This window comes from Xanthobacter autotrophicus ATCC 700552, assembly GCF_043194565.1.
GTDB classification, from domain to species: Bacteria; Pseudomonadota; Alphaproteobacteria; order Rhizobiales; family Xanthobacteraceae; genus Xanthobacter; species Xanthobacter autotrophicus_F.
Map to the genome: position 1 here is coordinate 138,427 of NZ_JBAFVS010000005.1, position 23,348 is coordinate 161,774.

The 23,348-nt window shown below is 70.3% G+C and carries 20 protein-coding genes and 1 tRNA gene; 13 read left to right on the forward strand and 8 right to left on the reverse strand.

Annotated features, from left to right (window positions below):
* The first annotated feature begins 34 nt into the window (after positions 1 to 34).
* Positions 35 to 652, forward strand: coding sequence for a LysE family translocator (locus V5F48_RS07310; protein WP_394258163.1), 618 nt, complete (start codon positions 35 to 37; stop codon positions 650 to 652).
* A 37-nt stretch (positions 653 to 689) separates the two neighbouring features.
* Here the strand turns inward: V5F48_RS07310 and glk are convergent, their stop codons facing one another.
* Positions 690 to 1,658, reverse strand: a complete 969-nt coding sequence (glk, locus tag V5F48_RS07315) for a glucokinase (protein WP_394258164.1) — start codon at positions 1,656 to 1,658, stop codon at positions 690 to 692.
* Between the two features lie 210 nt (positions 1,659 to 1,868).
* On the opposite strand from glk, the gene V5F48_RS07320 reads away from it, so the two are divergent.
* The 3 genes from V5F48_RS07320 (at position 1,869) to V5F48_RS07330 (ending at position 3,122) form a co-directional block, all read left to right on the forward strand.
* Complete coding sequence (locus tag V5F48_RS07320; RefSeq protein ID WP_394030446.1) at positions 1,869 to 2,117, forward strand: hypothetical protein; 249 nt, start codon at positions 1,869 to 1,871, stop codon at positions 2,115 to 2,117.
* A gap of 115 nt (positions 2,118 to 2,232) precedes the next feature.
* Positions 2,233 to 2,595, forward strand: coding sequence for a hypothetical protein (locus V5F48_RS07325; protein WP_394258165.1), 363 nt, complete (start codon positions 2,233 to 2,235; stop codon positions 2,593 to 2,595).
* Positions 2,592 to 3,122: a hypothetical protein gene (locus tag V5F48_RS07330; RefSeq protein ID WP_394258166.1), complete on the forward strand. Its 531-nt coding sequence runs from the start codon at positions 2,592 to 2,594 to the stop codon at positions 3,120 to 3,122. Before V5F48_RS07325 ends, V5F48_RS07330 begins: the two co-directional genes overlap by 4 nt.
* Before the next feature lie 44 nt (positions 3,123 to 3,166).
* On the opposite strand, the gene V5F48_RS07335 is transcribed toward V5F48_RS07330, so the two are convergent.
* From V5F48_RS07335 to V5F48_RS07345, 3 genes are read right to left on the reverse strand one after another with little or no spacing between them, the layout of a single operon-like run.
* On the reverse strand, positions 3,167 to 3,673 hold the full coding sequence (locus tag V5F48_RS07335; RefSeq protein WP_394258167.1) for a GDYXXLXY domain-containing protein: 507 nt from the start codon (positions 3,671 to 3,673) through the stop codon (positions 3,167 to 3,169).
* Positions 3,670 to 4,782, reverse strand: a complete 1,113-nt coding sequence (locus V5F48_RS07340) for a DUF4401 domain-containing protein (protein ID WP_394258168.1) — start codon at positions 4,780 to 4,782, stop codon at positions 3,670 to 3,672. Before V5F48_RS07340 ends, V5F48_RS07335 begins: the two co-directional genes overlap by 4 nt.
* An 11-nt stretch (positions 4,783 to 4,793) precedes the next feature.
* Entirely contained in the window at positions 4,794 to 5,819 is a 1,026-nt protein-coding gene (locus V5F48_RS07345) for a DUF2157 domain-containing protein (protein ID WP_394258169.1), read from the reverse strand.
* Positions 5,820 to 5,894: 75 nt separating this feature from the next.
* On the opposite strand from V5F48_RS07345, the gene V5F48_RS07350 reads away from it, so the two are divergent.
* From V5F48_RS07350 to V5F48_RS07370, 5 genes are all read left to right on the forward strand, one after another.
* Positions 5,895 to 6,470, forward strand: a complete 576-nt coding sequence (locus V5F48_RS07350) for a hypothetical protein (protein ID WP_394258170.1) — start codon at positions 5,895 to 5,897, stop codon at positions 6,468 to 6,470.
* Between the two features lie 147 nt (positions 6,471 to 6,617).
* Positions 6,618 to 8,945: a caspase family protein gene (locus V5F48_RS07355; protein WP_394258171.1), complete on the forward strand. Its 2,328-nt coding sequence runs from the start codon at positions 6,618 to 6,620 to the stop codon at positions 8,943 to 8,945.
* Positions 8,945 to 10,645: a CHAT domain-containing protein gene (locus V5F48_RS07360; protein WP_394258172.1), complete on the forward strand. Its 1,701-nt coding sequence runs from the start codon at positions 8,945 to 8,947 to the stop codon at positions 10,643 to 10,645. The genes V5F48_RS07355 and V5F48_RS07360 overlap by 1 nt, the downstream gene beginning before the upstream one ends.
* On the forward strand, positions 10,642 to 13,089 hold the full coding sequence (locus tag V5F48_RS07365) for an ATP-binding protein (RefSeq protein ID WP_394258173.1): 2,448 nt from the start codon (positions 10,642 to 10,644) through the stop codon (positions 13,087 to 13,089). The genes V5F48_RS07360 and V5F48_RS07365 overlap by 4 nt, the downstream gene beginning before the upstream one ends.
* 439 nt (positions 13,090 to 13,528) lie before the next feature.
* The gene (locus tag V5F48_RS07370; RefSeq protein WP_394258174.1) at positions 13,529 to 14,764 is read left to right on the forward strand and encodes a serine protease; all 1,236 of its coding nucleotides are present in this window, start codon (positions 13,529 to 13,531) and stop codon (positions 14,762 to 14,764) included.
* 3 nt (positions 14,765 to 14,767) lie between these two features.
* Here V5F48_RS07370 and V5F48_RS07375 read toward each other — a convergent pair whose 3' ends face one another.
* From V5F48_RS07375 to V5F48_RS07385, 3 genes are read right to left on the reverse strand one after another with little or no spacing between them, the layout of a single operon-like run.
* Positions 14,768 to 16,909 (reverse strand): caspase family protein, encoded by a 2,142-nt coding sequence (locus V5F48_RS07375; protein ID WP_394258175.1) that lies wholly within the window; start codon positions 16,907 to 16,909, stop codon positions 14,768 to 14,770.
* The gene (locus V5F48_RS07380; protein ID WP_394258176.1) at positions 16,906 to 17,796 is read right to left on the reverse strand and encodes a hypothetical protein; all 891 of its coding nucleotides are present in this window, start codon (positions 17,794 to 17,796) and stop codon (positions 16,906 to 16,908) included. Before V5F48_RS07380 ends, V5F48_RS07375 begins: the two co-directional genes overlap by 4 nt.
* An 11-nt stretch (positions 17,797 to 17,807) precedes the next feature.
* Positions 17,808 to 19,232, reverse strand: coding sequence for a CHASE2 domain-containing protein (locus V5F48_RS07385; protein ID WP_394258177.1), 1,425 nt, complete (start codon positions 19,230 to 19,232; stop codon positions 17,808 to 17,810).
* 223 nt (positions 19,233 to 19,455) lie between these two features.
* Between V5F48_RS07385 and V5F48_RS07390 the strand changes: the two genes are divergently transcribed.
* The gene (locus V5F48_RS07390; RefSeq protein ID WP_394258178.1) at positions 19,456 to 19,833 is read left to right on the forward strand and encodes a hypothetical protein; all 378 of its coding nucleotides are present in this window, start codon (positions 19,456 to 19,458) and stop codon (positions 19,831 to 19,833) included.
* A 111-nt stretch (positions 19,834 to 19,944) separates the two neighbouring features.
* On the opposite strand, the gene V5F48_RS07395 is transcribed toward V5F48_RS07390, so the two are convergent.
* A tRNA-Ser gene (locus tag V5F48_RS07395) sits at positions 19,945 to 20,034 on the reverse strand.
* A 245-nt stretch (positions 20,035 to 20,279) separates the two neighbouring features.
* Here V5F48_RS07395 and V5F48_RS07400 point away from each other — a divergent pair.
* From V5F48_RS07400 to tmk, 3 genes are all read left to right on the forward strand, one after another.
* The gene (locus tag V5F48_RS07400; RefSeq protein ID WP_394258179.1) at positions 20,280 to 21,233 is read left to right on the forward strand and encodes a septal ring lytic transglycosylase RlpA family protein; all 954 of its coding nucleotides are present in this window, start codon (positions 20,280 to 20,282) and stop codon (positions 21,231 to 21,233) included.
* A 225-nt stretch (positions 21,234 to 21,458) separates the two neighbouring features.
* Complete coding sequence (locus V5F48_RS07405) at positions 21,459 to 22,688, forward strand: D-alanyl-D-alanine carboxypeptidase family protein (RefSeq protein ID WP_394258180.1); 1,230 nt, start codon at positions 21,459 to 21,461, stop codon at positions 22,686 to 22,688.
* Positions 22,685 to 23,338 carry a dTMP kinase gene (gene tmk, locus V5F48_RS07410; protein WP_394258181.1) on the forward strand — a complete coding sequence of 218 codons (654 nt, stop codon included), beginning with the start codon at positions 22,685 to 22,687 and terminating at the stop codon, positions 23,336 to 23,338. The genes V5F48_RS07405 and tmk overlap by 4 nt, the downstream gene beginning before the upstream one ends.
* The last annotated feature ends 10 nt before the right edge of the window (positions 23,339 to 23,348 follow it).

Genomic DNA, 23,348 nt, shown 5'->3' on the forward strand with positions numbered 1-23,348 from the left:
TCAGAGGGCGACGGGGCTGCCGGCGGATCGGGGAATGGCGATGATAGCGGCGGATAGCCTTGCCCTGTTCGTGCTGGCATGCGTTGCGCTTGCCGCGACGCCGGGGCCGAACGTGGCCCTCATCGTGGGTACCAGCCTCAAGCACGGCCGGCGCGCCGGCATTCTCACCGCCACCGGCGTCAATGTGGGGCTCATCGCCCAGCTTGCGCTTGTGGCGGCGGGCCTGGCCTATGTGGTGGAGACTTTCTCCCGCCATTTCGATCTGGTGCGCTATGCCGGCGCCGCCTATCTCGTCTGGCTCGCCGTGCTGCAATGGCGCGGGGCTGGGGCGGGACGGCAGGCGCCCACGCCATCGGCCCGCGCGGCTTTCGGGCGGGGGCTGGCGGTGGCCTTCGCCAATCCCAAGACGCTGCTGTTCCACGCGGCTTTTCTGCCCCAGTTCATCACCGACAAGGCCGATCCCGTGCCGCAGATCGCGCTGCTGGCGGCGGTGTTCGCAGGCATCGCCCTGGTGGGCGACGTGCTGTGGGCCGTGGTGGCCGACAAGGCCCGCGCCGCGCTCGCCGGCCGCTTCACCCGCATTGCGGATCGGGTCTCCGCCGGCATCCTCGTGGGCGGGGCCGCGCTGCTCCTGGCGGCGGGACGGCGCTGAGCCGGCCGGGCGCCCACGGCCCCGGCCCCGGCGATGCTCAGCGCGTATGCTGCTCCGCGAAGGCGGCGGCCGCGCCATAGAGCCCGGGCTGGGGATGGGTGATGAGGCGGACCGGGATGTCCTCCATCCGCTGCGCGAACCGGCCCTTGGCAGAAAAGCGGCTGGCGAAGCCGGACTGCGGGATGAGGTGCGCGATGCGCGGGGCGATGCCGCCGGCGATCACCACCGCCTTGGCGCCCTGCACCAGGGCGATATCGCCGGCCACCGCGCCGAAGCTCAGGCAGAACCGGTCGAGGGCGGCGGCGGCGAGGCCATCCTTACCCTCGGTCGCAAGCGCCCACAGGGCCTTGTCCTCCAACTGGTCGATCTGGCACCCCTCGATGGCGGCAAGCGCCTCGTAGATGTTGACGAGGCCCGGACCGGAGACGATCCGCTCTACCGACACGCGCGGATAGCGCTGGCGCAGGCGATGCAAAATGGCCTCTTCCAGGGAATCCAGCGGGGCGAAATCGATATGGCCGCCCTCGCATTCGATGACGTGGTAGCGGCCGCCCTGGCGCAGCACATGGGCGACGCCGAGCCCCGTACCGGGGCCGATGATGCTGATGACCCCGTTCTCGGGCAGCGGCCGGTCTGATCCGGCGAAATGCGCGAAGCCCTCCTCGCCGATCTGCGCCACCGCATGGCCGATGGCGCCGAAATCATTCACCAGCGTCCAGGTGTCCACGTTGAGCTTTTCCGGGATCAGGTGCTTGTGGATGACCCAGGGATTGTTGGTGAGCTTCAGCACGTCGCCTTCCACCGGGCAGGCGATGGCGATGGCGGCTGCACGCGGCAGGGGCCTCCCCACGGTCTCGGCAAAGGCCTGCCAGGCGAGCTGGAAGCTGGCATGGTCGGCGGCATGGGTGACCACCGGCGCCCCGAGGGACACCACCCTTCCATCCGCGACCTCTGCGTGGGCGAAGCGGGCATGGGTGCCCCCGATATCGACAGCGACGATCTCCACGCCCGGTGTCCTTTCGCGATGACCGGCGGCCCACGCGCGGGCTTCCGGTGCACGGTCTACACCGCGCGGGGGCGGCGCGGCATTCCCATGGCTGATGTACACGGGAGCGGAGCGGATGGCACCCCGTTCGCGGGAGGTTCGGGCGTAATAGTTCTTGCTTTGTTCTGATGTCTGGGGCAGCCTCCAGCCCTCACATGGGGAGAAGCAGCCGTGGCGAAGAAGACGTTCTACGTGGTCCAGCCGTTCGAGCTGGGCAAGCGCGGCGCCCTGAAGGCCGGCGCGGCCGTGGAAGCCCGCACGGCGGCAGACGCCGAACGGATCGCGCGCCGGATGGCGATCGTGAACGCCGGCGCCATCGCCTTCTCGCGGGACGTGGATCCCGAATCGGACGATGCCGATCCACCGGTTCTCATCGCGAGCTTCGGCCAGGTGCCGGACAGCACCCTGGAAGCGGCATAGGCCGGACTGAAGGTCCTTCCCGATAAACCAACGGGTCAGGCCAAGCTCGCCTTGGCACAGAGAGCCGATTGCTGCCATGACGCGCGCGCCCAAGCCCAAGCCTATCGCGAAGCCCATGCCCATCAAGATCATGGCGGATTACGGCTGCCACCCGCTGTGGTGGGACAGCGCAAACGCGGTCTGGACGGACTGGGACGGACAGGTCGGCGATATCGATCCGGTCTCTCTCGGCGTCTCCCAAACCTTGGCAGCGGAGCTTCAGGCGTGGGCCGAACGATACGATGCCCTGCTGAACCGGGACGATCCCGCAAGCACATTTGTCTCGCCGGAAGATCATGCCGCCTTCGACGCCGCCGGTCGTTCTCTGGCGCGATGCCTGGCGCAGGAGCTTGGTCCAAGAGCCATTGTCAGATATTGGCGCGATCCCGTTGAGGCCGCGCCTTCTGAGGCTGATCGAACCGTGAGCCGATCCACATGACCTTCATCGTCGAAACCATCCTGAGACTCCTTGGCCTGTTCTATGTGCTGAGCGGTGTGCTGGTGGTGCGCTCGCTCGCGGTTTCGGCGATGGCAGACGGCGCCTATGCGGCACTCATGGGCGCGCCTGCGCATCCGGCGGAGCGCGCGCGGGAAATCTGGCTTGCCGCCGGCTCCGTGCTGATCGGGGCGGGAGGGCTCGCCCTGGTCCTGCTTCTCGACGTGGCGGTGGTGCTGTTCGTGCTGGGGGCGCTCCAGCAAATGGTCTATCTCGTCATCGTCGCCCCGCGCTTCCTCGATCCCCATGACGCACCGAATGCGGCGGGGCGGGCGAAAACTTGGCAGGCCGCATTCTTCTACCTCGCGGTGACCGTGCTCGTGGCGGCGGCAGCGAAGGCGGGCCTGCTGCGCCCATGGCAGGATATGCCCGCCTGGCTCCTTGCTGCGGCGGGCGTGGCGGTGGTCCTCGGCGCGGCCTGGACGGTCCGGGCGCTCGGCATGCGGGGCTCGGTCGGCGAGGCGGATTAGGCCGCACGATGGCACAACGGCTCGGGGCGCTCCGGCCTGCGCCGTCAGTGCGGCTCGATCTTGCGGGCGTCGGCGTCGGCAAGGCCGACCAGCAGGTGGCGCCCGCTCGCGTCGACGCGGAACAGGCCATACTTCGCCTGCGCATAAAGGTCAGCCTGGCCCTCCTGGAACAGGAAGGAGTGGGGCTCCACCGTCACCCCGTCGCCGGACCCGGCGCGGCGCACCCAGAAGGCTATTTCGCCTTGGCCGGGGGCGCCGGTGCTGCCGAGGCGGCGGAAGCGCCCCACCCGTCGCTCATCGAGGCCGAGGATGATGGTTCCGGCCGGGGCGTCGAGCCTGATTTCCTGCCGCTCCAGCGCAAACGAGAGCCGCATGTAGTCGCCCTGGATCAGCGAGCGCGGATCGACCGGGGCGAGGTCCAGGAGAACCACGTCGCCCGCCGCCATCAGCGCCTCGAAATCCCGGACGCTCCAGCCGAGCGTGGCGAGCACCGCGAGGCCGGCGGCAAGGAACAGCGCGCGCCGCGTCGCCTGCCTCGTCTGCGGCCTCATGGCGTCTGCTCCCGATTCCAGCCGGCCCAGCCGATGACTGCCCGCCCGGCGAGCAGCAGCAGCCCGCTGCCGACCAGCGTGGCGGACTTCTCCAGAAACGTCATGTCCCGACCATAATACCAGAGGACGAGGAAAACCGGCAGCGCCAGCACGCCCACCACCCGCAGCGGGACGTCGTGGAGGGCGTGGCCGACGATGAGCACCAGCAATGCGAAGCTGATGCCGGGCGCGCCGGCGAAGCCCAGCAGGACCACCCCCACCGTTGCCGCGGCCAGCGGCGGCTGGGCAAGCTTGCCCACCCCACCCGCGGCCCAGGCGATGGTGCCGACCAGCGACAGGGTCAGCACCCCCTCGATGACGCGCGGATCGAGCGGCCGCTGGTTCGCCCACAGCCCGGCGTCGCGCCCCGAGGCGAGGATGCACACGATGGTCCCCATGGTGGCGAGGGTGGCGATCCCGATCGGCCGCAGCGCCTGCGGGACCCGGTGGGTGAGGAGGAGAAGCCCCGCCACCGCCGTCGCCGCCGTGAACAGGGCGGCGACGGCCAGGCTCGGATCACGGCCGAAGCTCCCGCGCCCCAGGATCTCCAGCAGCGCCGCGGCGGCAACCGCATAGGGCGACAGGGTGCGGTCCAGCGAGGAGGCGGACACCGGATAGGTGGCGACGGTTACCGCCAGGAGGGCGGCGGTCGGCACCCAGGGCGTGTGCGCGCCCGCCAGAAAGACAATGCCGGCGACGCTCATCACCTTGCCGAGCGCCATGGCGGTGAAGGCCGTCTGGGCGAGGATGTCCCGGCCGATGCCCTGTGCGGTTCGCGGCAGGGCGAGGGACAGGCCGATGCCCGCCGCGAGGAAAGCCAAGCCCCAGCCCAGAAGGCTGCTGCCGCTGTTGAGCGAGATGATGTCGGCGACCACGAGGAAGGCGAGGAAAAACAGCGTCGCCAGCAGGGTCCCGACGGCGGAGAGGATCTTCAGGTGTAGCGGCGGGTGCTCTTCTGCGGCTGCCGCGCACACTGCCTCGACCACCGCCCCATGGGCCTCCGGCGGCAGCGCGCCGGAAACCTGCCAGGAGGTGATGAGCGTTTCGGCATCGATTGAGGGCCGGGTCATGGAGGAAGGGTTCATGGCCGGGCCGCCATCCGCCGCGAGACCGCCCTGAGCCATGCGACGGCGGCGGCGAACAAGGCGAGGGTGGCGAGCCCCATCGCGAAAAAAGTCCCCAAATGGGCGTGCCCGCTGCCGCTCGCGAGCAGCCGGAACAAGGCGAAATCGGCGATGGCGCACCCCGCGAGGGTCACCGCCGCCAGCATGACCACGTCGGGGATCACATATCGATACAGCGCGCCCATGGCCGCAAGGGTGAACACGACCAGAGCCGTGGCGGTCCATTCGGCGGGGCTGAAGCCGCTGCCTTTGTCGATCAGGACGAACGCCAGCTGGGTCGCGGCCGCGAGGGCCGGAAGGGCGAGATAGAACCGCGTCCAGCGCGCCGCCGGCCAGGCGAAGCCCCGAGACGCCAGCGCTTCCCGTGCGCCCAGCGCGAGGCCGAAGAGCGCCATCAGGCTGAGGTTGCGGCCGATGTGCAAGGCCGCGTCCGCCGGTTGCGTCTGGTCCCACCAGGTGACGACGGTCACGGCGGCGACGGCGATCCACACCGCCCAGGTGGCCGCGGAACAGGCCAGCAGCGCGAAGGCGAGGGTCAGGCCCGCCCAGGCGGCAAACAGGGTCCAGGCATCGGCGCCGGTCTGGTAGATCTGGCCCGCCACGGCAAGGAACACGCCCACCAGCGTCACCGCCGCCGCCGCGGCCGGCTCGAAGCCTTGCTGCCCGAAACCGGGGAAGACGGCGAGGCAGGCGGCGGCGATGAGCGCGGCGATGGCCCCGAGCTTGGCCAGCGGCGGGATCTCGTTCCAGTTGAAGGCGAAGAAATAGACGATGCCGGACAGCACCAGCGCCGCCCCCACGGCGCCGATGAGCCGCCCGGCCCACAGGCCCCAGCGGCGCGGCGGCTCGATCAAGGCGAGGGCCTCGTCGCGCGCTGCGGCGGAGATGAGCCCCCGGGCGGCCAGCCGGTCCACGCCAGGGCGATCCATCCGGATCCCTGCGAGCGCCACCGGCCCGGCGCCCCTGTCCTCGTTCGTCCCCATGTCGGTCTCGACGCTCCGGTCTTGCCGTTCCCGTCCCCTGCGCTAACTTCGCGCCAAAATCCAACGAGGTCGATCATGATCCGCACCGCCTGCACCGCCTTCTTTCTGATCAGTGCTGCGGGGCCGGCAGCGGCGTTGGATTGTCCGCTGGAGCGGGCCGTCTATACGCCGCTGGATGCGGATGACGACTGGAGCGCGCCGGAGGGCATTGCCAACACCTGGGAGATCACCCATCCGCGCAAGGAGGGCACGTCCTCCGACCGGCCGTGGGTGATTCGCCTCGCCGAGAACCGCCAGAAGCTGACCGCGACGTTTGGCGTCGCCGATCCGCCCGGCTTCAGCGCCACCCATGTCTTCATGCTGGCACCGCCGGGCAGTGCGGAGAGTGGCCAGGACGGGAGCAAGGACGGGAGCAAGAGCGGCGGCAAGCGCAAGGGTTTCAACGCGACCAAGGCGCCGTCCGCGCTGCTCTATTATTTCGGCGACGACCTGAAGCGGGTCGATCCCTCGGGCGAGGGCGAGGGCATGCCGAAGGCCCCGCCGCTGCTCCAGCTTCCCGGCCTGTCCAAGGCCTTCTGGACCTGGAAGCGCGACGGCCGGCGCTTCGTGCCGCCGGATGGGCTGTGGAAGCTCACCGGCTGCCGGGACTGAGACCGGAGCCGTTGGCATGAGCGGTCGCGCCACGCGAAATCCCGTGCGCTCCCAATCTCTTCCGAACCGTAAGGCTACGGCCTATAGTCGTGCAAAAGAGGGGGAAAGACCGGCCATGGGCGGTTCGCTGACAAGTCGAGGCGCCGTTTGATCGGGCGCGCGGTGGCGAACGGCGGGCGCAACCGGCGTGGGAGGGACAGGCTTGCCGGCCTCCTCATCCCGGCCTACCTCCTTGCCTACCTCCTCGTCCTTGCTGCATGGCTTGTGCTGCCGGCCCCGGCCTCGGCGCGGAACCTTGCCTTGCTGGTGGGCGTCGCCGATTACGACGAGCCGAAGATCCGCGCCCTCGCCGGGCCGCGCAACGATGTGATCCTGCTGTGGCGGTATCTCACCCGCCATGCCTTCGACGCCGACGACATCGAGGTTCTGGCCGAGAGGCTGCCGGAGGCCGCCGCCACGCCGCGCCCCCGGGCCGCGCCGGTGCGTGCCGCCATACTGGAAGGTCTCGCCCGTCTCGCGGACCGGGCCGGACCCGGCGACTTCGTGCTGTTCCACTTCTCCGGTCACGGCACCACCCAGCCGGAAGTCGCCGCCGACGGCGCCCAGCCCGAGGCCGGAGGCCTTGACCAGGTTCTGTTGCCCAAGGATTCCGGCCTCTACGATCCGGTGGCGAAGACCATCCGCAACGCCATCGTCGACAATGAGCTTGGCGCCGCGCTCGACCGCATCCGGGCCAAGGGCGCCACCGTATGGGTCGTCATCGATGCCTGCCATGCCGGCACGGTCACGCGCTCGGCCGAAGCCACGCGGGGTATGGAGTCCTCGACCCTCGGGGTGATGCCCGCGGGCGCGAGGCCGTCGTCGGCACCTGTGCCAGCACGCGCGCCCGAGCGCAGCGGGACGCTGCGGGGTCTCGACGGGTCGTCCCCCGGCGGCGCGGGTGCCCTGATCGCCTTCTTCGCGGTCGATTCCTGGACCCCCGCAATCGAGCGGGCCTATCCGGCACCGGCGGAAGGGCTCGCCGGAAAAACGCTCGCCGGCGACGGCCCGCAGGCCACATTCGGCGTGTTCACCTGGCATTTGCTGCGCGCGCTTGAAACCGGGCGGGCGCGCAGCTTCCGCGACCTCGCCCGCCTGGTTTCCCTCGATATCGCGGCGGCGGCGCGCGTGGCCCACGCCCCCCTGCCGGTGTTCGAGGGCGACCTCGACCACGGCGTGCTCGGCGCCCAGCCGGGAGCGGTTCCGCGCTTCGCCGCGCAGCGCGAGGGCGCCGATCTGGTGATCGAGGCCGGGGCCCTGCAGGGTTTCGACGAAGGCTCGGAGATCGCCCTGTTCGACGGCCCGCTGCCGGATGCGCGCCGGCTCGGCATGGTTCGGCTCGCGACCGCCACGGCCAGCGTGAGCCGGGCGCCACAGGCCGACCTGCCGGCGCCACCGGGCGGCCGCACCGACAGCGGCGGCGGCATCTGGGCACAGATGGAGCGCCCCGGCGTCGCCTTCCGCTTCCGCGTGGCGGGCATCGACCATCCTGACGTGGTAAGCGTGATCGACCTCGCTTTCCAACCCCGCGAGGGCGTGCCGGCGATCGGCATCGAGCAGGTTGCGCCGGGCCAGCCCGCGGACCTGCGCCTGTTCCTCGCCGACGGGCAGATCTGGCTGGTGCCGGACGGCGGCCTGCTGGTGCGCGATCGTGAGGCCTACGGCCGCAGCGCCGCGATCCCGGTCGCGACCCCGGCCGCGCTGCTGGCTCAGCAGCTCCGGGCCGCCGTGTGGGCCTATGCGCGCGCCGCCAATCTGGTGCGTCTCGCCAGCGTCGCCGAACGGGGCGCGGCCGAAGGATCGGGGGACATCGACATCAGCCTCGACCGGATCCGCGAGACCGATCCCGAGCGGCTGGCCGATCCGCGGCGCAGTTGCGGTCAGGTCTCGCGCGCCTCGCCCCCTCTGCCGGTGGACAGCGGCACAGCCGCGGCCGTCGCCCATTGCGACACGGTGCGCCTGACCATCGCCAACCGCTCCGAACGCGATGTGGATATCGCCATCTTCTTCCTCGATCCGCTGGCGGGCATCGACGTACCCGTGCGGGACTGGCGCCAGAACGGCTGCATCACCACGCTGCCGGCAAGGGCCTCGGGGCCGATGGTGTTGCGCACCACGTTGCGCACCTGGGGCAGGAACGGGCCATCGCAGATCGGCCTGCACCGCATCCTCGTCTTCGCCCTGCCGCGCAGCGGCGGCATCCCGCCCTCGCTTTGCCACCTGCTGCAGCGCGATGTGGAAGCAGCGGCGGCGGGTGCCGCAGCCATGCGCGGCGGTGCCGGCCACCGCGCCTTCGTTGATCTGCTGGGACGGGCGGCGCTGGTCGATGCCAGCCTGCGCGCGGCCAACCCGTTCGAGGAGGAGGCCGGCGAAGCAAGCGCGGTGGTGGTGCGGCAGTTCACGCTCGACCTGCTCCCGCCGGAGGCGAGCCGCTGATGCGCCGGGCTGGCCGCCTCGCCCTGCTTGCCCTCGGCGTACTGGGCATTCTGCTGTCGCGCACGGTGCCCGGAACGGCGCAGGAGGCCTTGCCGCCTCCGGCGCAACTGCGCGACGAGGCCTTCCAGTCCGCCCAGAGCGCCATGCTCACCTCGGCCAGCATGGCGCTCGCCCAGCTCGGGGTGCGTTTCGCCGCCGGCTCGGACGACCTGGCTCGCCTCGTGCGGCAGCGGCAGGATCTCGTCGCGGCATGGAAGAGCGCCGACCGGGCGCTCGTGCAGGTGCTTGGAGCAGCGGGCAAGGGCGATGAACCGGTGGTGGAGGCCCGGCGCGCGGAGGTTGACGCGCTCCAGGCGCGCATCGCCGAAAGCGACCGCGACATGGCTGCGCGCTTCCCCGCCTATGCCGAACTCTCGCAGCCCCAGCCGGTGCCGATCGCCGCGGCGCAGGCCCTGCTGCGGGAGGACGAGGCGCTGGTGCTGGTCTTCGTCGCCACCCGCGAGACCTTCGTCTTCGGGGTGACGCGCGATGCTGCGGACTGGCATCGGGTGCCGGTCGAGCGCGAGGCCCTGATCGCGCAGGTGAAGTCCCTGCGCGGCGGGCTCGATCCGGGCGCTGTGGCGGTGATGCGCTCGGCGCTGCGCGATTTCGGCGACACCGATGTGGAGGGCGCCGATAGCGGCATGCGGGTGCGCTTCAGCCGTGCCGCCGCCCATGACCTCTTCCGGCGGATACTGGCGCCGCTCGACGGCGTGCTGGCAAATCGCGCGCGCGTCTTCGTCGTCGCCGAGCGCCCGTTCGATTCACTGCCCTTCGCGCTTCTGGTGACCGAGCCGCCCACCGGGGACGATGCCGACCCCTCCGCGCTGCGCGACACGTCGTGGCTGATCAAGCGGCAGGGCATCGTGACGCTGCCTTCGGTGTCGAGCCTCAAGTCGCTGCGGGCGGCCGCCGCCGGGCCGCCGGCCCCGCTGCCGTTCCGCGGCTATGGCGCGCCGCAGCTCGACGGTCGCCGCTCCCCGGCCCAGGTGGCGAGCAACGCCGCGGACACCGCAGGCACGCTGCTGCGCGGCGGCAAGGTCAATCTGGAAACCGTCCGCAGCCTGGCGCCTCTGCCCCAGACGGAAGGCGAACTGCGCCGGCTGGCCCAGACGCTGGGCGCGGCCCCGGAAACCGTGCAGGTCGGCGCCGCCGCCACCAAGAGCGCGGTCCAGGCGGCCGACCTCTCCCCTTATCGCGTGCTTGCCTTCGCCACCCACGGCCTGCTGGCGGGCGATATCCCCGGCCTGTCGGAACCTGCCCTCGTCTTCACCCCGCCGGAGGCCGACGGCCCGGACGACGGCCTGCTCACCGCCTCCGAAGCGGCACGGCTGAACCTGTCCGCCGACTGGGTGATCCTGTCCGCCTGCAACACCGCCGGCGGCGACGGCACGCCGGGCGCCGACGGCCTGTCGGGCCTCGCCCGAGCCTTCTTCTATGCCGGAGCCCGCACCTTGCTGGTCTCGCATTGGCCGGTGCGGGACGATGCGGCCGCGCGGCTGACGACCGGAACCCTGGCGACGCTGCGGGCCGAGCCCGGCCTGTCCAAGGCGGAGGCGTTCCGCCGCGCCACCCTCGCGCTGATCGCCGATCCCTCGGACCCCACGCTGGCGCATCCGGCGATCTGGGCGCCCTTCGTCATGGTGGGGGAAGGCCGGTGAAACAGCGTGCGCTGATGGGCTTGGTGGTTCACCTGATGGTGCTGCCCGCCGGCGGCCCGGTGTGGTCGCAGACCACAGGTGCGGCCGCCGCGCAGGCGACGCACGAAGCCGCCGACACGGCGCGGCGGCGGGCGGATATCCGCGACCGTCTGGCGACTGCGCAAAGCCTGATCGAGGATAACAAGGCAAAGGCGGCCATGGCCCTGCTGCTGCCGCTGCGCGAGTCCCTGGAGGACGAGGGCGATCCAAATCTCCTGCTCGCCCTCTACGATCTGACGGGATATGCCGGCGCCCGGCTGAAGGATCGCGCCGCGGAAATACGCGGCAATGTCCATTCGGTTCTGTTGAACTATCTCATGGCGCCGTTGAACGCCCCCGATACGGTCATCGCTGAACTGACGCTTGCCGAAACCTATCGCCGCCACGATATCGGCGCGCTGCAATTCTACGTGCTGATGAACGTGCTGGCGGCGGGAAAGCCCCCACGGGGCGGTGGCGCGCTTTCCGACGATCTGGAGGAAGCGCAGGCCATGGCCGAGGCCCTCATGGGGCAGCGCCTGCAAGCCGAGGACCGGCCGGAGCTGGCGCTCTTCTTCTTCCGCCGGGCCCAGGCCCTGGCCCGCAAGGGACGGATGGACAAGGTCAATGCCGGGAAACTCGATACGGTCATCGGCGCGCTGGAGCCATCGGTGGCCGAGCGGGCCGGCAGCCCGCTTCCCGGACCGGACGATTGCAAGGGCACCGCCGCGCCCGATGCGGCCCGCATGGCGGGGTGCCGGCAGGCGGCGGACCGCGCCATCGTCACCGGTGATGCCGCCCTAGCAGACGCGATCCTGTCCAATCTCCTGGACGACGTGCCGTCGGGTTCGCTGCGCGAGGAACGCTACGATGCCGCGCGCGACCTGCTCCTGCTGCGTCAGTTGAACCGCGAGGATCACGATCGGGACCTGCTGGCGAGCGCCGACCTCGTCGCCAACTATCTCGCCAGTATCGGCGAAGCGACGGCGGCCGCTCTCATCGGGGCGCGCACCGCCCGCACCCAGATCGACCTTGCCACCTATGACCCGCGCGTCGTCCAGATGTGCGGCCATATCGCCCGGCGGGCCTTGCGAAACGGCTCCATCGAGCTGGCGCGCCGCATGCTGGCGCTGCAGCGCGCCGCCACCTTGGCCGGCATGGCCGAGCCCGACGCACCTCTTTCCACCGCTGCGCCGGGCATTCTGGAGCGGCGGCTGACTGCCGCCCTCCTGCAGATCGAAAACGCCCGGATCGCTGCGACCGCCAACGCGCCACGCCTCGCTGCAGCCGAATGGGCCGATGTCGATCGCCAGGTCGCCACCCTCGCCCTCGACGATTTCGAGCGGATCGAACAGCTCACCGTGATCCATTATGCGGGCTTGAAGGACTACGTCTTCCCCACCTATGCCGCCGCCGTGGAATTCGTCGGGCGCCTAGCGCGCCGGCTGCCCGGGCAGGACCCCCGCCACGACGAGGCGATCATGGGCTGGATCAGCGCCGTCGAGGCCTGGTGGGGCGACAGCGCCCGCGCTGACGTGATGGCGGACGAGGCGATCCGCAATATCCGCGCGGCGCCGGAGGGGCGGACCCCGGCGCTCGCCCGCCTGCTGACGCTGCGCGCCGGCATCGTGGAAACCTCGAACCCGGCCCTCACGGGGCGCTTGACGCGCGAGGCCTATGAAATCGTCGCCAGCCAGCCCGGTCGCGAATCGGACCGCATCGAACTGCTGCTCGACATGGCCTCGGACCAGACCGACAAGGGCCTGGCGCTGGCGCTCGTCGCCGAGGCGCAGAAGCTGCGGGAGGCGGCCGGTACCGTAAACCTGCCGACGCAGGTGCGGCTCGACCTGAGGCGCTCCTTCATGGCCTTCGATGACGGCGACCGGACCCTGGCCCTGCGCCTGGGGGAAGGGGCCGTTGCCAGCCTCGTTGCGGCGGGCAAGGCGGACAATTGGGCCATCGTCGAGCCGGCCCGCAACCTTGCCGGCCTCTATGCCGCCCTCGGCCGCATGGACGACGCGCGCAAGACCTATGAAACCTACGTCTTCCCCGCCAGCGATCCCGTCCTTGTGGGCGAGGAGAAGGCGATCTCCGACCAGCTCGGGCTCGCCAACCTGGAATCCTATTACGGCCCCGACGAAAAGACCGTCCGAACCCTGTCGTCGCTGCTTGATCGCGCGCGCCGGCGGGTGAAGGCCGACCGCGATCTGGGGCGGCGCATCCTGCGCGCACAGGCGTTCGCCTATCTCGGCATGGGCGACGGGGCAAAGGCGCGCGCGGCCGCCCTCGACGCGTTGCGGACCCCCAAGCCGCCGGCGACCGATACCATGAGCGCGCAGGAAGACCGCAAGCTGCTGGAGACGCTGGTGGGGGCGGATTGGCTCGGCAGCCGTTCGGCGGAGAAGCCCGATGCCGACGGGCGATGAGCTTATCGCCCGTTGGAACAAGCCAATGCGGCGCCCTGGCGATACGTCCTGGGCACCGCTCGAAGACCGGGGCGGAGGTATGGCTTGGATCCGACCGGATTGCCATGCAAGCCAATGGGCGCATGCTCCGGCGGGGGCATTTGACGTTCCCGGAATGTCTGACATTCTCGCAACGTCATGGGTCGGGGAGCCGAATGAAGCCAGCATTCATCGTGGTGCCCGGCGCGCACTGACACCGTCCGCGGAGACCGTGGGCGGCGTTGCCGCAGACGCCCGCTTCCGAGACCCAAGTCCCATCCGGAACGGATCGGCCTCCCGATCCGTTCAGCTCTGCCACTCTTAATCTCTGCCCCGCTCAGCCCGGAGACCATGAATGCCAGAGGCAAGCACTCCGGCGACTCGGCCCGGAAATCCCCACCGTCGTCACAGAGTGCCTCACATGATGCTCCAGTTGCTTCGACCGCTTGTCCACAGGCCGACGCTCCGTTTCGTCGCGCTCTCGGCGTGTCTGTCCGGCGGCGCCTTCGCCGCCCAGGCTCAGGTGCCGGGAGAGCAGCTGCGCCTTGAGCCGGCGCCTGCCGCGGTGGGCGCGCGCCCGTCCACACTGCCGGCATCGGACGATATCGGCACCGCCGATCGGCCCTTCCGGCCCGCCAGCAATGCGCGGGCGCTGCCCTACGACGCCGCCGGCATGGCGCTCAAGAAGGGCGGGATCCTCAAGAGCGGCGCCAACGAGAAGATCGTCGGCGGACAGCAGGCGGCGCCGGGCTCCTATCCGTTCCAGGCCGGGATCGTCCGCGTGGCCGGCACCAACGGCAACGTCACGAGTTTCGCCCCCATGTGCGGGGGAACGGTGCTGACCTCGCGCTGGATCCTGTCGGCCGCGCATTGTTTCGTCGAGGGCCAGGGTGGCAAGGTCGACGGACTGCGCAGCACCAAGAACCTGTTCGTTCACGTCGGCAATACCAGCCTCATCGCCGATGAGGACGCGCGCGACTGGATCCCCATCAAGCGCATCATTGCCCATCCGAAATATGTGACCGGCACCAACGTCAATGACATCGCCCTGGTCGAGCTTGAGCGCGCGCCCCGGCGCAACGTCAAGGTGGAGCAGGTCACGGTGGTGACCCAGGCCTCCGAGCCCGCCGAGCTTCCGAACGAGGCCAGGCTGCACATCATCGGCTGGGGCACGACCTCCGAGGGCGGCAGCCCGTCGCCCAACCTGATGGAAACCACACTCAATGCCGTGGATCGCAACACGTGCAACCGCGTGCTCACCTCGGCGCTGGTGAACTCGCCGGACGCACGCAAGGCGATCGAGGATCTCAGCTACGTGTTCAACCTGTCGCCTGCGGGGCGCAGGGCGCTGGAGCAGCAGCTTCCCCAGATCGGCGGCGTGGTGACGCCACAGATGTTCTGCGCCGGCGCCGCCGTGGACGGGGTGGATACGTGCCAGGGCGACTCGGGTGGCCCGATCCTCAGCCGCAAGGCGGACGGTTCCTTCGTCCAGGTGGGCATTGTCAGCTTCGGCATCGGCTGCGGCCATGCCGAGTTGCCCGGCGTCTATACCCGGCTAGCCCTCTATACAGACTGGATGAGGAAGACCATCGCCACGCCAGCCCCCCCGGCGGCGGCGGCACCGCAAGGACCCGCCAAGCCGCAGAAGCGCCCCTGAACCTCAGGGCTTCACGGGCTGGCTGATGGGCCAGAAGGCAAGGGACAGGCTGGCGCTTTCGAGCGGCAGCCGTCCGCCCCGCGTCGCACCCTCGATCAGGTCATCGAGCCCCCCCGTCTCGCCGCCGCGGGTGGCCTGGCCGCTCGCATCATTGAACCCGGTCAGGGCGCACAGCGCGGGCAGGTCCGTTTCGCCTTCCACGAAGGGCACGCCCATGACGAAGACCCCGTTGGTGGTGGTCGGCGCACGTCCGGGCACGATGGACCGGGGGTGATAGGGCACCTCGAACACCAGCCGCCGACCGGGCTCCAGCCGGTCCGAGACGGTGAGCCCCATGGGGCAGGTCGGCCGCCGCGCGATCATGTTCCACCCGTCGTCGAGGAAGAAGATTGCCGCCAGGACCGGACGCGTGCTGCGGTTTTCAACCGCAACCTGCACCTTGTCGCAGAGCTTGACGATGGCATCTTCGCCGACGGTCTCCGCATTGGCCTTGAACGCGCATTGCCGCGTCGATGGATCAAGCCCGAAGCGCCGGACCTTGATCGCCACGTCCAGGTCGGCGTTGGCGCTGGTGGCCGCGGCGAGGGCCTGAAGCCGCGAGAGCTGGCGGGCGCGCAGCACGGCGCGGGCAATGGCGGCGGCGGCCGTGTCCGGGCTCGCGTCGGGCGGGATCACCGCCAGCGGCCCGGCCTCCACCGCCAGCGGGTCGAGGCCGTCCGGCATGAAGCGCATGCCGTCGGCTGTCATCCAGGCCACCAGGGTGGGGGCGATATCGTCAAGCCTGGCACGCGCCTTCAGCGGGCCGGCCAGCGCGGCTTCAAGCCCCTTGCCCATGCGCGCCTGTGCCGCCGCGTCCGGCGTGCCGGCGCCGGGCCACGGGCGAGGGTGAGAGATGCCGAATGCTGCCGGGGGCGCGGGGCGCGCCAGCCGCGCGTAGGCGGCCTGCCTGAGGGCAGGGGCATTCGCCACCGTGGGGCACAGGTTAGTCGTGGGCACGCAGCCGGGCTTGACTGCCGCGAGCGTGGCGCGGGTCGCCTCCACGTCTTCAACCATGGCGTAGCCCGTGGGCTTTTCGACGGTGGGCGCGGCGCTGTCGTAGAGCGCCACGACGGCGCCGGCCTCCAGCCCCTCGATCTGTCCGGCATGCAGCACGCCTTTACTCACCCGCCAGAACGCGCCGGCGGAGGCGACGGCCGCGCCGGGCAGTGCCCCATCCATGCCGTCGCCCTCGAAACTCGGCGTCTGCCGCGCCTGGAAGGCGGCGTCGGCGCGCAGCAGGCGGCCGGTTTCGACCATCATCTGGCGATAGGTGAGCGCGGGAGAGCGCTTGAGCACGTCGGTGAGGGCGGTGGTGAAGATCGAGCCCCAGACGCGCTTGTCCATCGGCGCCCCCGGCGGCAGCGCCACCTCCCGTGCCGTCTCGTTCGGCTGCGAGGCGTAGAAGGCCGTCAGCCTGCCCGAGCCGGGCGGCAGGGCCGGCGCCATGTCTGCGAGCACCGTGGTCTTCTCGGGCGCCATGGCCGTGGAGGCAGCCAGGCCGATGTCCTCCAGCTCGATCTTCTTGTCGTGGACCCCGTCGCCGATCGCCCGCGAGGCCGACCCGGAGAAGCAGCTGTCGAGAATGAACCAGACATCGGCCCCGCGGGCGCGGATGGCATCGAGGCGTTCGCCGAAATCCGGCCCGGCAATGACGTTGTCGAACCGGTTGCGCGGCCCGCCCGGCCCCGGTGGCGCGGCATCGCGGGGGAGGAACACCTGGTCAAGGCCATCCACCTTGAGGCTGGTGCGCGAGGGTTGGCGGGAGCCGTGGCCGGAGGCATAGAAGATGACGAGGTCGCCCGTCTCCGCCTCCCGTGCGAGGCGCTCCATGCCGGTGAGGATGGCCGCGCGCGTCGGCGCGCCGGACGAGCCTTCCACTCCATCGGCCAGCACCGCAAGGTCGGCTTCCGCGATGCCGCGCGCCTGCAGCGCCAACCGCATGCGGCGCACATCATTGGCCGGCGCCTTCAACTGCTTGTCCGCGGGAAAGCCCGGATAATCGGAGACGCCGACCAGCAGGGCGCGTGTCTTCGCCATTGCCGCGGAGGGCGCCACGGCGCAGCCGAGGACGAAGAGCGCGACCAGCAGGGCGCGGCGCACGCTCATCGCGACGGCCTCTTGCCTTCGGCGAGGCGGAGCAGCAAGGCCTCGGCGGCGCCGTAGTCTCCCGCCTCCGCGGCAATGGCGGCGGCGTGCAGGTCCCATTCGGCAGGCTTGCGGTCGAGCAGCCAGAGCGCGGTTGCCACCTGGCCGAAGGCCGGCGTCGGCGCGCCATCGCTGATCCATGCCGGGACGGCGGGCGGCGCCGGGTCCGCGATAAGGTCCATATGCACCTGCGCGCCCTCTGCGTCGCTCACCGAGAGCCGCAGGGGGCCGGATGCCGCGCGCGGGAGCGCCACAGACGCCGAGCGCCCGCTGGCCCGCGTCGCAGCCAGCACGGCGTCGCCTTCGGCCCGCTGGCGGACCTCGACGGTGTAGGGCTTCACGCCGCCCTGCCAGCCGATCCACAGTCGCGTCCCGGGAACCACGCGCTGGGTGACGCTTCGGCCGATCTGGAGCCGCAAAGCCCCCTCGTTGCGCCCCATGAGGTTGACGGTCCGCGCCTCCGGCCGCGCCCGGAAAAGCTCCCCGACCATGGCCGCGAATGCGCTGAAGCGCCCGCCGGCCGGAAGCTCGCCCTTGACCGGGTGCGGCGAGTGCGCCGCATCCACGCGCATGTGGCGATCATTCACCGTCTCGATGGCGACCCAGGTGTCGGGTGTGCGCACCACCACCTGGTCGCCATCGAACAGGGCGCCGCCGATCTGGACCGGGACCTCCTGCCCCTCGCGCAGGATATGGGCGGCCTCGTCGGGCTCGGCGGCAGGCGTTTCGATGCCGACGACATAGCCCGCCGGCGTGCGCATGGCGCCGTCCCCGGCCGGCGCCGGAAGGCTCGCGGCAGCCATCAGGGCGAAGGCCAGCACCCCACGGCGCACCCATGTAAGCAGCATGGCTGTCCTCCTCACGCGACGTCCTCCGTGCCTTGCGCTGCGCGCGGCTTGCCCGGCTTCAGCAGCGCGCGCCATCCCCGGGTGCGCCAGTCCTTGCCAAGGGTGAAAAGGCCGTCAAGGGTCGACAGGAACGCCACCATGCCGAGGGCCGCCAGCACGATGTCGCCGGCGGTGGAGGGGGCGAAGATGCGGCCGAGCGCCAGCAGCGAGCCCAGCACCGCGACGGCGACGACGACGCTGGCTGCGAGCGCCCGCAGCCGCGAGGTGATCGCCATCAGGGCACCGAACAGCGCCAGCGCGATCAGCGTCGCGCCGGCAGCGCCGAGCGGTTGCCCCGACAGCACGGCAGGCGCAGTCGCGACGGCGTTGGCAACGATCAGCGCTCCGGGAAGGAAGCCGATCGGGGTGAGATGTCCGTCCATGCTTTCGGCATGGCTGGCGCCGATGATGACGAACCGGTCGCGCAGCAGGTCGTCGGCCACCGCGCGCGCAGCGACGACGGTCCCGGCCGGGGTCATCAGCGCGCGCGCCGATACGCGGCGGAACAGGGGCACGTTGCGGCCGTCGCGCCGGATGAATTGCGGCGCGGCCAGATCGGGTCCGTCGGCGATCAGGAACGGGATTGCCGCCCGCTGGTCGGGATTGCGCGGCCAGGTGGGGTTAGGGATCGGGGAAGGGGCAGGGGAAGGGGAAGGGGCAGGCGAAGCGGCGGCGGCCGTGCCGGCACCGCAGATCGCGCGGGTGCGGGCGGCCGCGAAGGCCTGGATATCGGACAGGGGCCGCGGCTGCGCGCTGGCCACCGCGGCTGCGAAGAGCTGCGGCGAGGGCAGGGTGCGCCCACCGTCCGGCGCGCAGAAGGTCTGGCTCAGCTCCCACCGCCGAACCACGCGATCCTCGTCGATGCGGCTGATGCTCGTTGCCCAGAGGATGTTCGCCCGCCCGCGCACGGCGGCATCGAGGATGGAGGGCTGCTCGGCAAGGGTCTCCTCGCGGTTGCCGGCCGGCTCCGCCGGCCCCAGCCGGCGTGCGAGCGCGAGCGGCGGCGCATCCCCCGGATAGGCCGAGACGAAGGCGAGCAGGGCCTGGTCCCCCGCCGGCATTCCCGGCTGCGAGGTATCCATGTCGAGGAAGATGCCACTCGCTCCCTTGGCCGCCGCCAGCGCCACCAGCCCGGCGACCATATCGCGGGGGGCGCGCTGGGGATGCCCGAGCCGCGCCATCGCCGCCGCATCGATGTCGATCAGCGTCACCGGAACGGCATCGCGGGTGGCGCCGGACAAGACCGCCGACCAGCGCACGATCCTGTCCCTGTCGCCCAGATTGGCGCTGAACCCGGCGATCTGGTCCGCCAGGCCGAAAAACGAAAAGCAGCCGACCACACTGGCAATGATCACCGGCTTGGCGAGCAGGCCGATCAACCGGGACGGACGTTTCACGAAAGGATCCACCTCGGTATGAACGCTACGCCACGACCCCGCCGTGAAGTTGCCAATGGACGATAGTCTTCTGAAATTACAGCTCCGGTGGCGCCTTGGAAAGAGTGCCGTCGGGCCGGGGGAATTGTCTGCTGGCCGGCCATCGCCGATGGTTCCATCCGGTCTGTTCAATCGGGCCGGCGATGCAGGCTGTAGGCAAACGGCCACTCAGGAACAGATGAGCATGTCCGGAAAAACCCTGAAGCGCGACAAGTGGGTCCGCATCATGTGCGACTATTCCGCTGATGGCGTGTGGGACTATCGAGGTGCGGCCTGCAATGCTGCCGACCTTCCGGTTTCATCGGAAACGCTCGCCATGCTGCGTGGATGGCAGGCGTGGTATGAGCACGCGGCTGGTTCGAGCATGTCACACGTGTTTAACGATGCCGCGCACGCTGCATTCGGCCTGTTCGTCGCACGATGCGTGAAGCGTGAACTGCCTGACTGGACGGTGATCTACCTCGACGACAGCAAGCCGAGAAACGGTTGGCAGCCGGGCGAACCTCGCGACCATTTCGAATATGAGATCATCCTGGCGTCGGACGGGAGCTTTCTGCCATGAGCGCAAAACCCTGACGTTGCCTCCGGCTTCCAGGCCCCCGGTCATTCCCGCCCACATCAGGAAGGTTGCGGGAAACCCGGCGCAAACGCAGTGCCCATTCGAGGACTGAAATGGCGGAAGGGGTGGGATTCGAACCCACGGTGGGCTTCCACCCACGGCGGTTTTCAAGACCGCTGCCTTAAACCACTCGGCCACCCTTCCGAATGCGCATGGGGGCATTGAGGCCCCGTGCCGAGTCCGGCTGAAGCCCTCATCTAGCCCACCCGCCGGCACCCGTCGAGACCTCCCCCAGGGAGGTGTTGCGTTAACCATGGCCGCGGCTTCGCCCCATTTTCGCCGTCATTAGCCCTGCTTTTGGCGAAGAATGCGGTTGTCCGGCTCAAGGATGGCGCGCGCCTTGAAGACATCCCGGCCGGGTTTCGGCGCAAGCAGGAGACCGGGCATCGATGAAGAGGGGACCGTCGTTGCACTTCCTTCCGCGCATTCCGGCTGCCTTGCAGACGTCCTGTTCGCCTGTGGCAGGCGCGGCAACAGCGGCAAAGGCCGGAAGCGGTGCGGGAGCGAAAGTCGCGGCGGCGCTCGCCGGCTGCCTCGCCATCGCGGGCTGCGGCTCCATCGATACCCTCGGCAGCAAGATCGATCCCCTCTACGGCGTCTCGGCCAGCCCCCGTGTGGTGGCGGAGGGCGATCCGGTGCCCCGCGGCGGCGGCGGCTACAAGGTGGGCAAGCCCTATACGGTGGCCGGGCGCACCTATGTGCCGGCGGAAAATCCCAACTACTCAGACGAAGGCCTCGCCTCCTGGTACGGCAAGGATTTCCACGGGCGAAAGACCGCCAACGGCGAGATTTTCGACATGGGCTCCATCTCGGCGGCCCACAAGACGCTGCCCATGCCGTCCTATGTGCGCGTGACCAACCTTGCCAACAAACGCTCCATCATCGTGCGCGTGAACAATCGCGGGCCCTATGTGGGCGGCCGCGTGATCGACGTGTCCTATCGCGCGGCCGAGCTGCTCGGCTTCGCCAAGTTCGGCGTCGCCCGGGTGCGGGTCGATTACATGGGCCGCGCGCCCATCGACGAGGATGACGACGTCAAGCTGGCCTCCACCCTGCGCCAGGATGGCACCCTGGCGGACCTGAAGGCCACATCGCCGGTCATGGTGGCGTCTGCCCGGCCCTTCGTGCCGGAGGTTCCGTCGGTTCGCGCGGTGCCGGCCTCTACCCCGCCCAGCGCCGAGGCGCCGGTGCCCCCATCGCGGCCTTATGACCTCGGCACATCCGGAAGCCCGGCCTCGAATGCGGGCTCGATCGCAGTGGCGAGCGCATCGGGCTGGTCCTCCGGCGCGGCCCCGGTCAGCGGGCTGGGCTTTGCCGGCGTGCCCGCCGAAGGCGCGCGCTGAACTGCTTTTCCCCTTGCGCTGCGCGTCAGGGCTTTACCCGTCTGTCGACCTTGGATGATCATCGCGGCGCATGGTCGGCTGCGCGGCTGAGTCTCGGCCGGGCGCGTCCGGGGTGGGAAGTCTTGGGTGGGAAGTCTTGGGTGGGAAATCTTGGGCGGCACGTCTTGGGCAGTAAATCTTGCCCGCGGTGGCCGTGGCCGATCCGGGTTAGCCAGGTGGATCAACATGCTGCGGAAGCGTCGCTTCGTCCTTCGTCTCGCGGCCGTCGCCATGGTTGCCGTCGCCATGGTTGCCGCCGCGATGGTTGCCGCCACGGGTCGCGCGCACGCGGCTGACGGATTCCAGACCCAGGCGCCCTCCGCCATCCTCGTGGACTACGAGACCGGAACGATCCTGTTCGAGAAGGATGCGGACCGCCGCATCGCCCCCGGCACCCTCGCCAAGGTGATGACCGCGGACGTGGTGTTCTCCCAGCTCAAGGCCGGCAAGATCGCCCTCGACACGCCATTCACGGTGAGTGTCAACGCCTGGCGCCGCGGCGGCGGCCCCTCGGGCCTCGCGGCCATGTTCGCCGAGGTGAACAAGCCGGCCCCTGTGGGCGAACTGCTCGCCGGCATGCTGGTGGTCTCGGGCAATGATGCGGCCATCGCGCTGGCAGAGGGCATCGGCGGCACCGAGGTCGAATTCTCCCAGATGATGACGGAACGGGCCAGGGCCATCGGCATGACCAATTCCGAGTTCCGCAATGCCACGGGCTTCGCCGATCCGGGCCAGTTTTCCACCGCGCGCGACCTGTCCGTGCTGGCCCAGCACATCATCCGCACCTATCCCGATTATTATCCCGTGTTCGCGCGGCCCGGCATCGAGTGGAGCCGCATCAAGCAACGCAACCGCAACGTGCTGCTCGATGCGGGCATCGGCGCGGACGGGCTCCAGATCGGCTGGCTGAAGGATGTCGGCTACCATGCCCTCGGCTCGACGGTGCAGAACGGCCAGCGGCTCGTGGTGGTGGTGCTGGCGGCGCGGTCCGAAAAGGAACGGCTGGACGAGACCCGCAAGCTGGTGGATTGGGGCTTCCAGTCGTTTCGCCAACGGGTGATCTTCGCCGCCGACCAGGAGGTGGGCCGCGCCCAGGTGTTCGGCGGCGCCTCGGGCAGCGTCGGCCTCGTGGGGGGACGGCCAGTGACCGTGCTCACTCCGCGATCGGGCAATGAGCGCATCAGCGCCCGCGTGGTCTATATGGGTCCGCTGCGCGCGCCGGTGACCAAGGGCACGCAGGTGGGCCGGCTCGAAGTGACGCGCGGCCAGACCAAGGTGCTGGACATGCCGCTCTATACCCAGGAGGACGTGCCGGTGGGCTCGCTGGTGGATCGCGCCCTCGACGGCGGCCTAACCCTGATGGGCGACAGCGTGCGCGATCTTGCCAAGCGCGCGCTGGCGAAGCTCCACAAATGACCAACGGACGCTTCATCACGCTGGAAGGCGGGGAGGGGACCGGCAAGTCCACCCAGGCCCGTCGCCTCGCGGCGCATCTGCGCACCCTTGGCCACGACGTGGTGGAAACCCGCGAGCCCGGCGGCTCGCCGGGGGCGGAGGCGGTGCGCCATGTGCTGCTGTCGGGGGCGGCGGAACCGTTGGGCCCGGTGGCCGAGGCGCTGCTGTTCGCCGCCGCGCGGGCCGACCATGTGCAAGCGCTGATCCGCCCGGCGCTGGCGGCGGGCAAGATCGTGATCTGCGATCGCTTCATCGACTCCACCCGGGTCTATCAGGGCGCCGTGGGTCAGGTGGAGCCCCATCTCCTTGACGCGCTGGAGGAGATGGCGACGGGCGGCACCCGGCCGGACCTCACCCTGATCCTGGACGTGCCGCCGGAAACCGGCCTCGCGCGTGCCGCCGCGCGCGGCAAGGGCGATCCCGACCGGTTCGAGAAGGAAGGCGCGGCGTATCATGCGGCCGTGCGCGAGGCTTTTGTCGCCCGCGCGGCAGGGGCGCCCACGCGCTGTGTGCTGGTGGACGCCACGCCGGACCCGGACGCGGTGGCGGCGGAAATTGCCGGCATCGTCGCGGCTCGCCTGCGCCTTCACGCCACGGCCGAGGCGTCGTGATGGCGCCGGC

Coding starts and splice junctions, on each gene's coding strand:
- V5F48_RS07360 (WP_394258172.1), top strand. CDS start 8,945: ATGCGCCGGGCTGGCCGCCTCGCCCTGCTTGCCCTCGGCGTACTGGGC.
- V5F48_RS07345 (WP_394258169.1), bottom strand. CDS start 5,819: ATGGGGACGAACGAGGACAGGGGCGCCGGGCCGGTGGCGCTCGCAGGG.
- V5F48_RS07400 (WP_394258179.1), top strand. CDS start 20,280: ATGAAGAGGGGACCGTCGTTGCACTTCCTTCCGCGCATTCCGGCTGCC.
- V5F48_RS07375 (WP_394258175.1), bottom strand. CDS start 16,909: ATGAGCGTGCGCCGCGCCCTGCTGGTCGCGCTCTTCGTCCTCGGCTGC.
- V5F48_RS07370 (WP_394258174.1), top strand. CDS start 13,529: ATGATGCTCCAGTTGCTTCGACCGCTTGTCCACAGGCCGACGCTCCGT.
- V5F48_RS07310 (WP_394258163.1), top strand. CDS start 35: ATGGCGATGATAGCGGCGGATAGCCTTGCCCTGTTCGTGCTGGCATGC.
- V5F48_RS07335 (WP_394258167.1), bottom strand. CDS start 3,673: ATGAGGCCGCAGACGAGGCAGGCGACGCGGCGCGCGCTGTTCCTTGCC.
- V5F48_RS07390 (WP_394258178.1), top strand. CDS start 19,456: ATGTCCGGAAAAACCCTGAAGCGCGACAAGTGGGTCCGCATCATGTGC.
- V5F48_RS07340 (WP_394258168.1), bottom strand. CDS start 4,782: ATGACCCGGCCCTCAATCGATGCCGAAACGCTCATCACCTCCTGGCAG.
- tmk (WP_394258181.1), top strand. CDS start 22,685: ATGACCAACGGACGCTTCATCACGCTGGAAGGCGGGGAGGGGACCGGC.
- V5F48_RS07405 (WP_394258180.1), top strand. CDS start 21,459: ATGCTGCGGAAGCGTCGCTTCGTCCTTCGTCTCGCGGCCGTCGCCATG.
- V5F48_RS07380 (WP_394258176.1), bottom strand. CDS start 17,796: ATGCTGCTTACATGGGTGCGCCGTGGGGTGCTGGCCTTCGCCCTGATG.
- V5F48_RS07350 (WP_394258170.1), top strand. CDS start 5,895: ATGATCCGCACCGCCTGCACCGCCTTCTTTCTGATCAGTGCTGCGGGG.
- V5F48_RS07325 (WP_394258165.1), top strand. CDS start 2,233: ATGCCCATCAAGATCATGGCGGATTACGGCTGCCACCCGCTGTGGTGG.
- V5F48_RS07330 (WP_394258166.1), top strand. CDS start 2,592: ATGACCTTCATCGTCGAAACCATCCTGAGACTCCTTGGCCTGTTCTAT.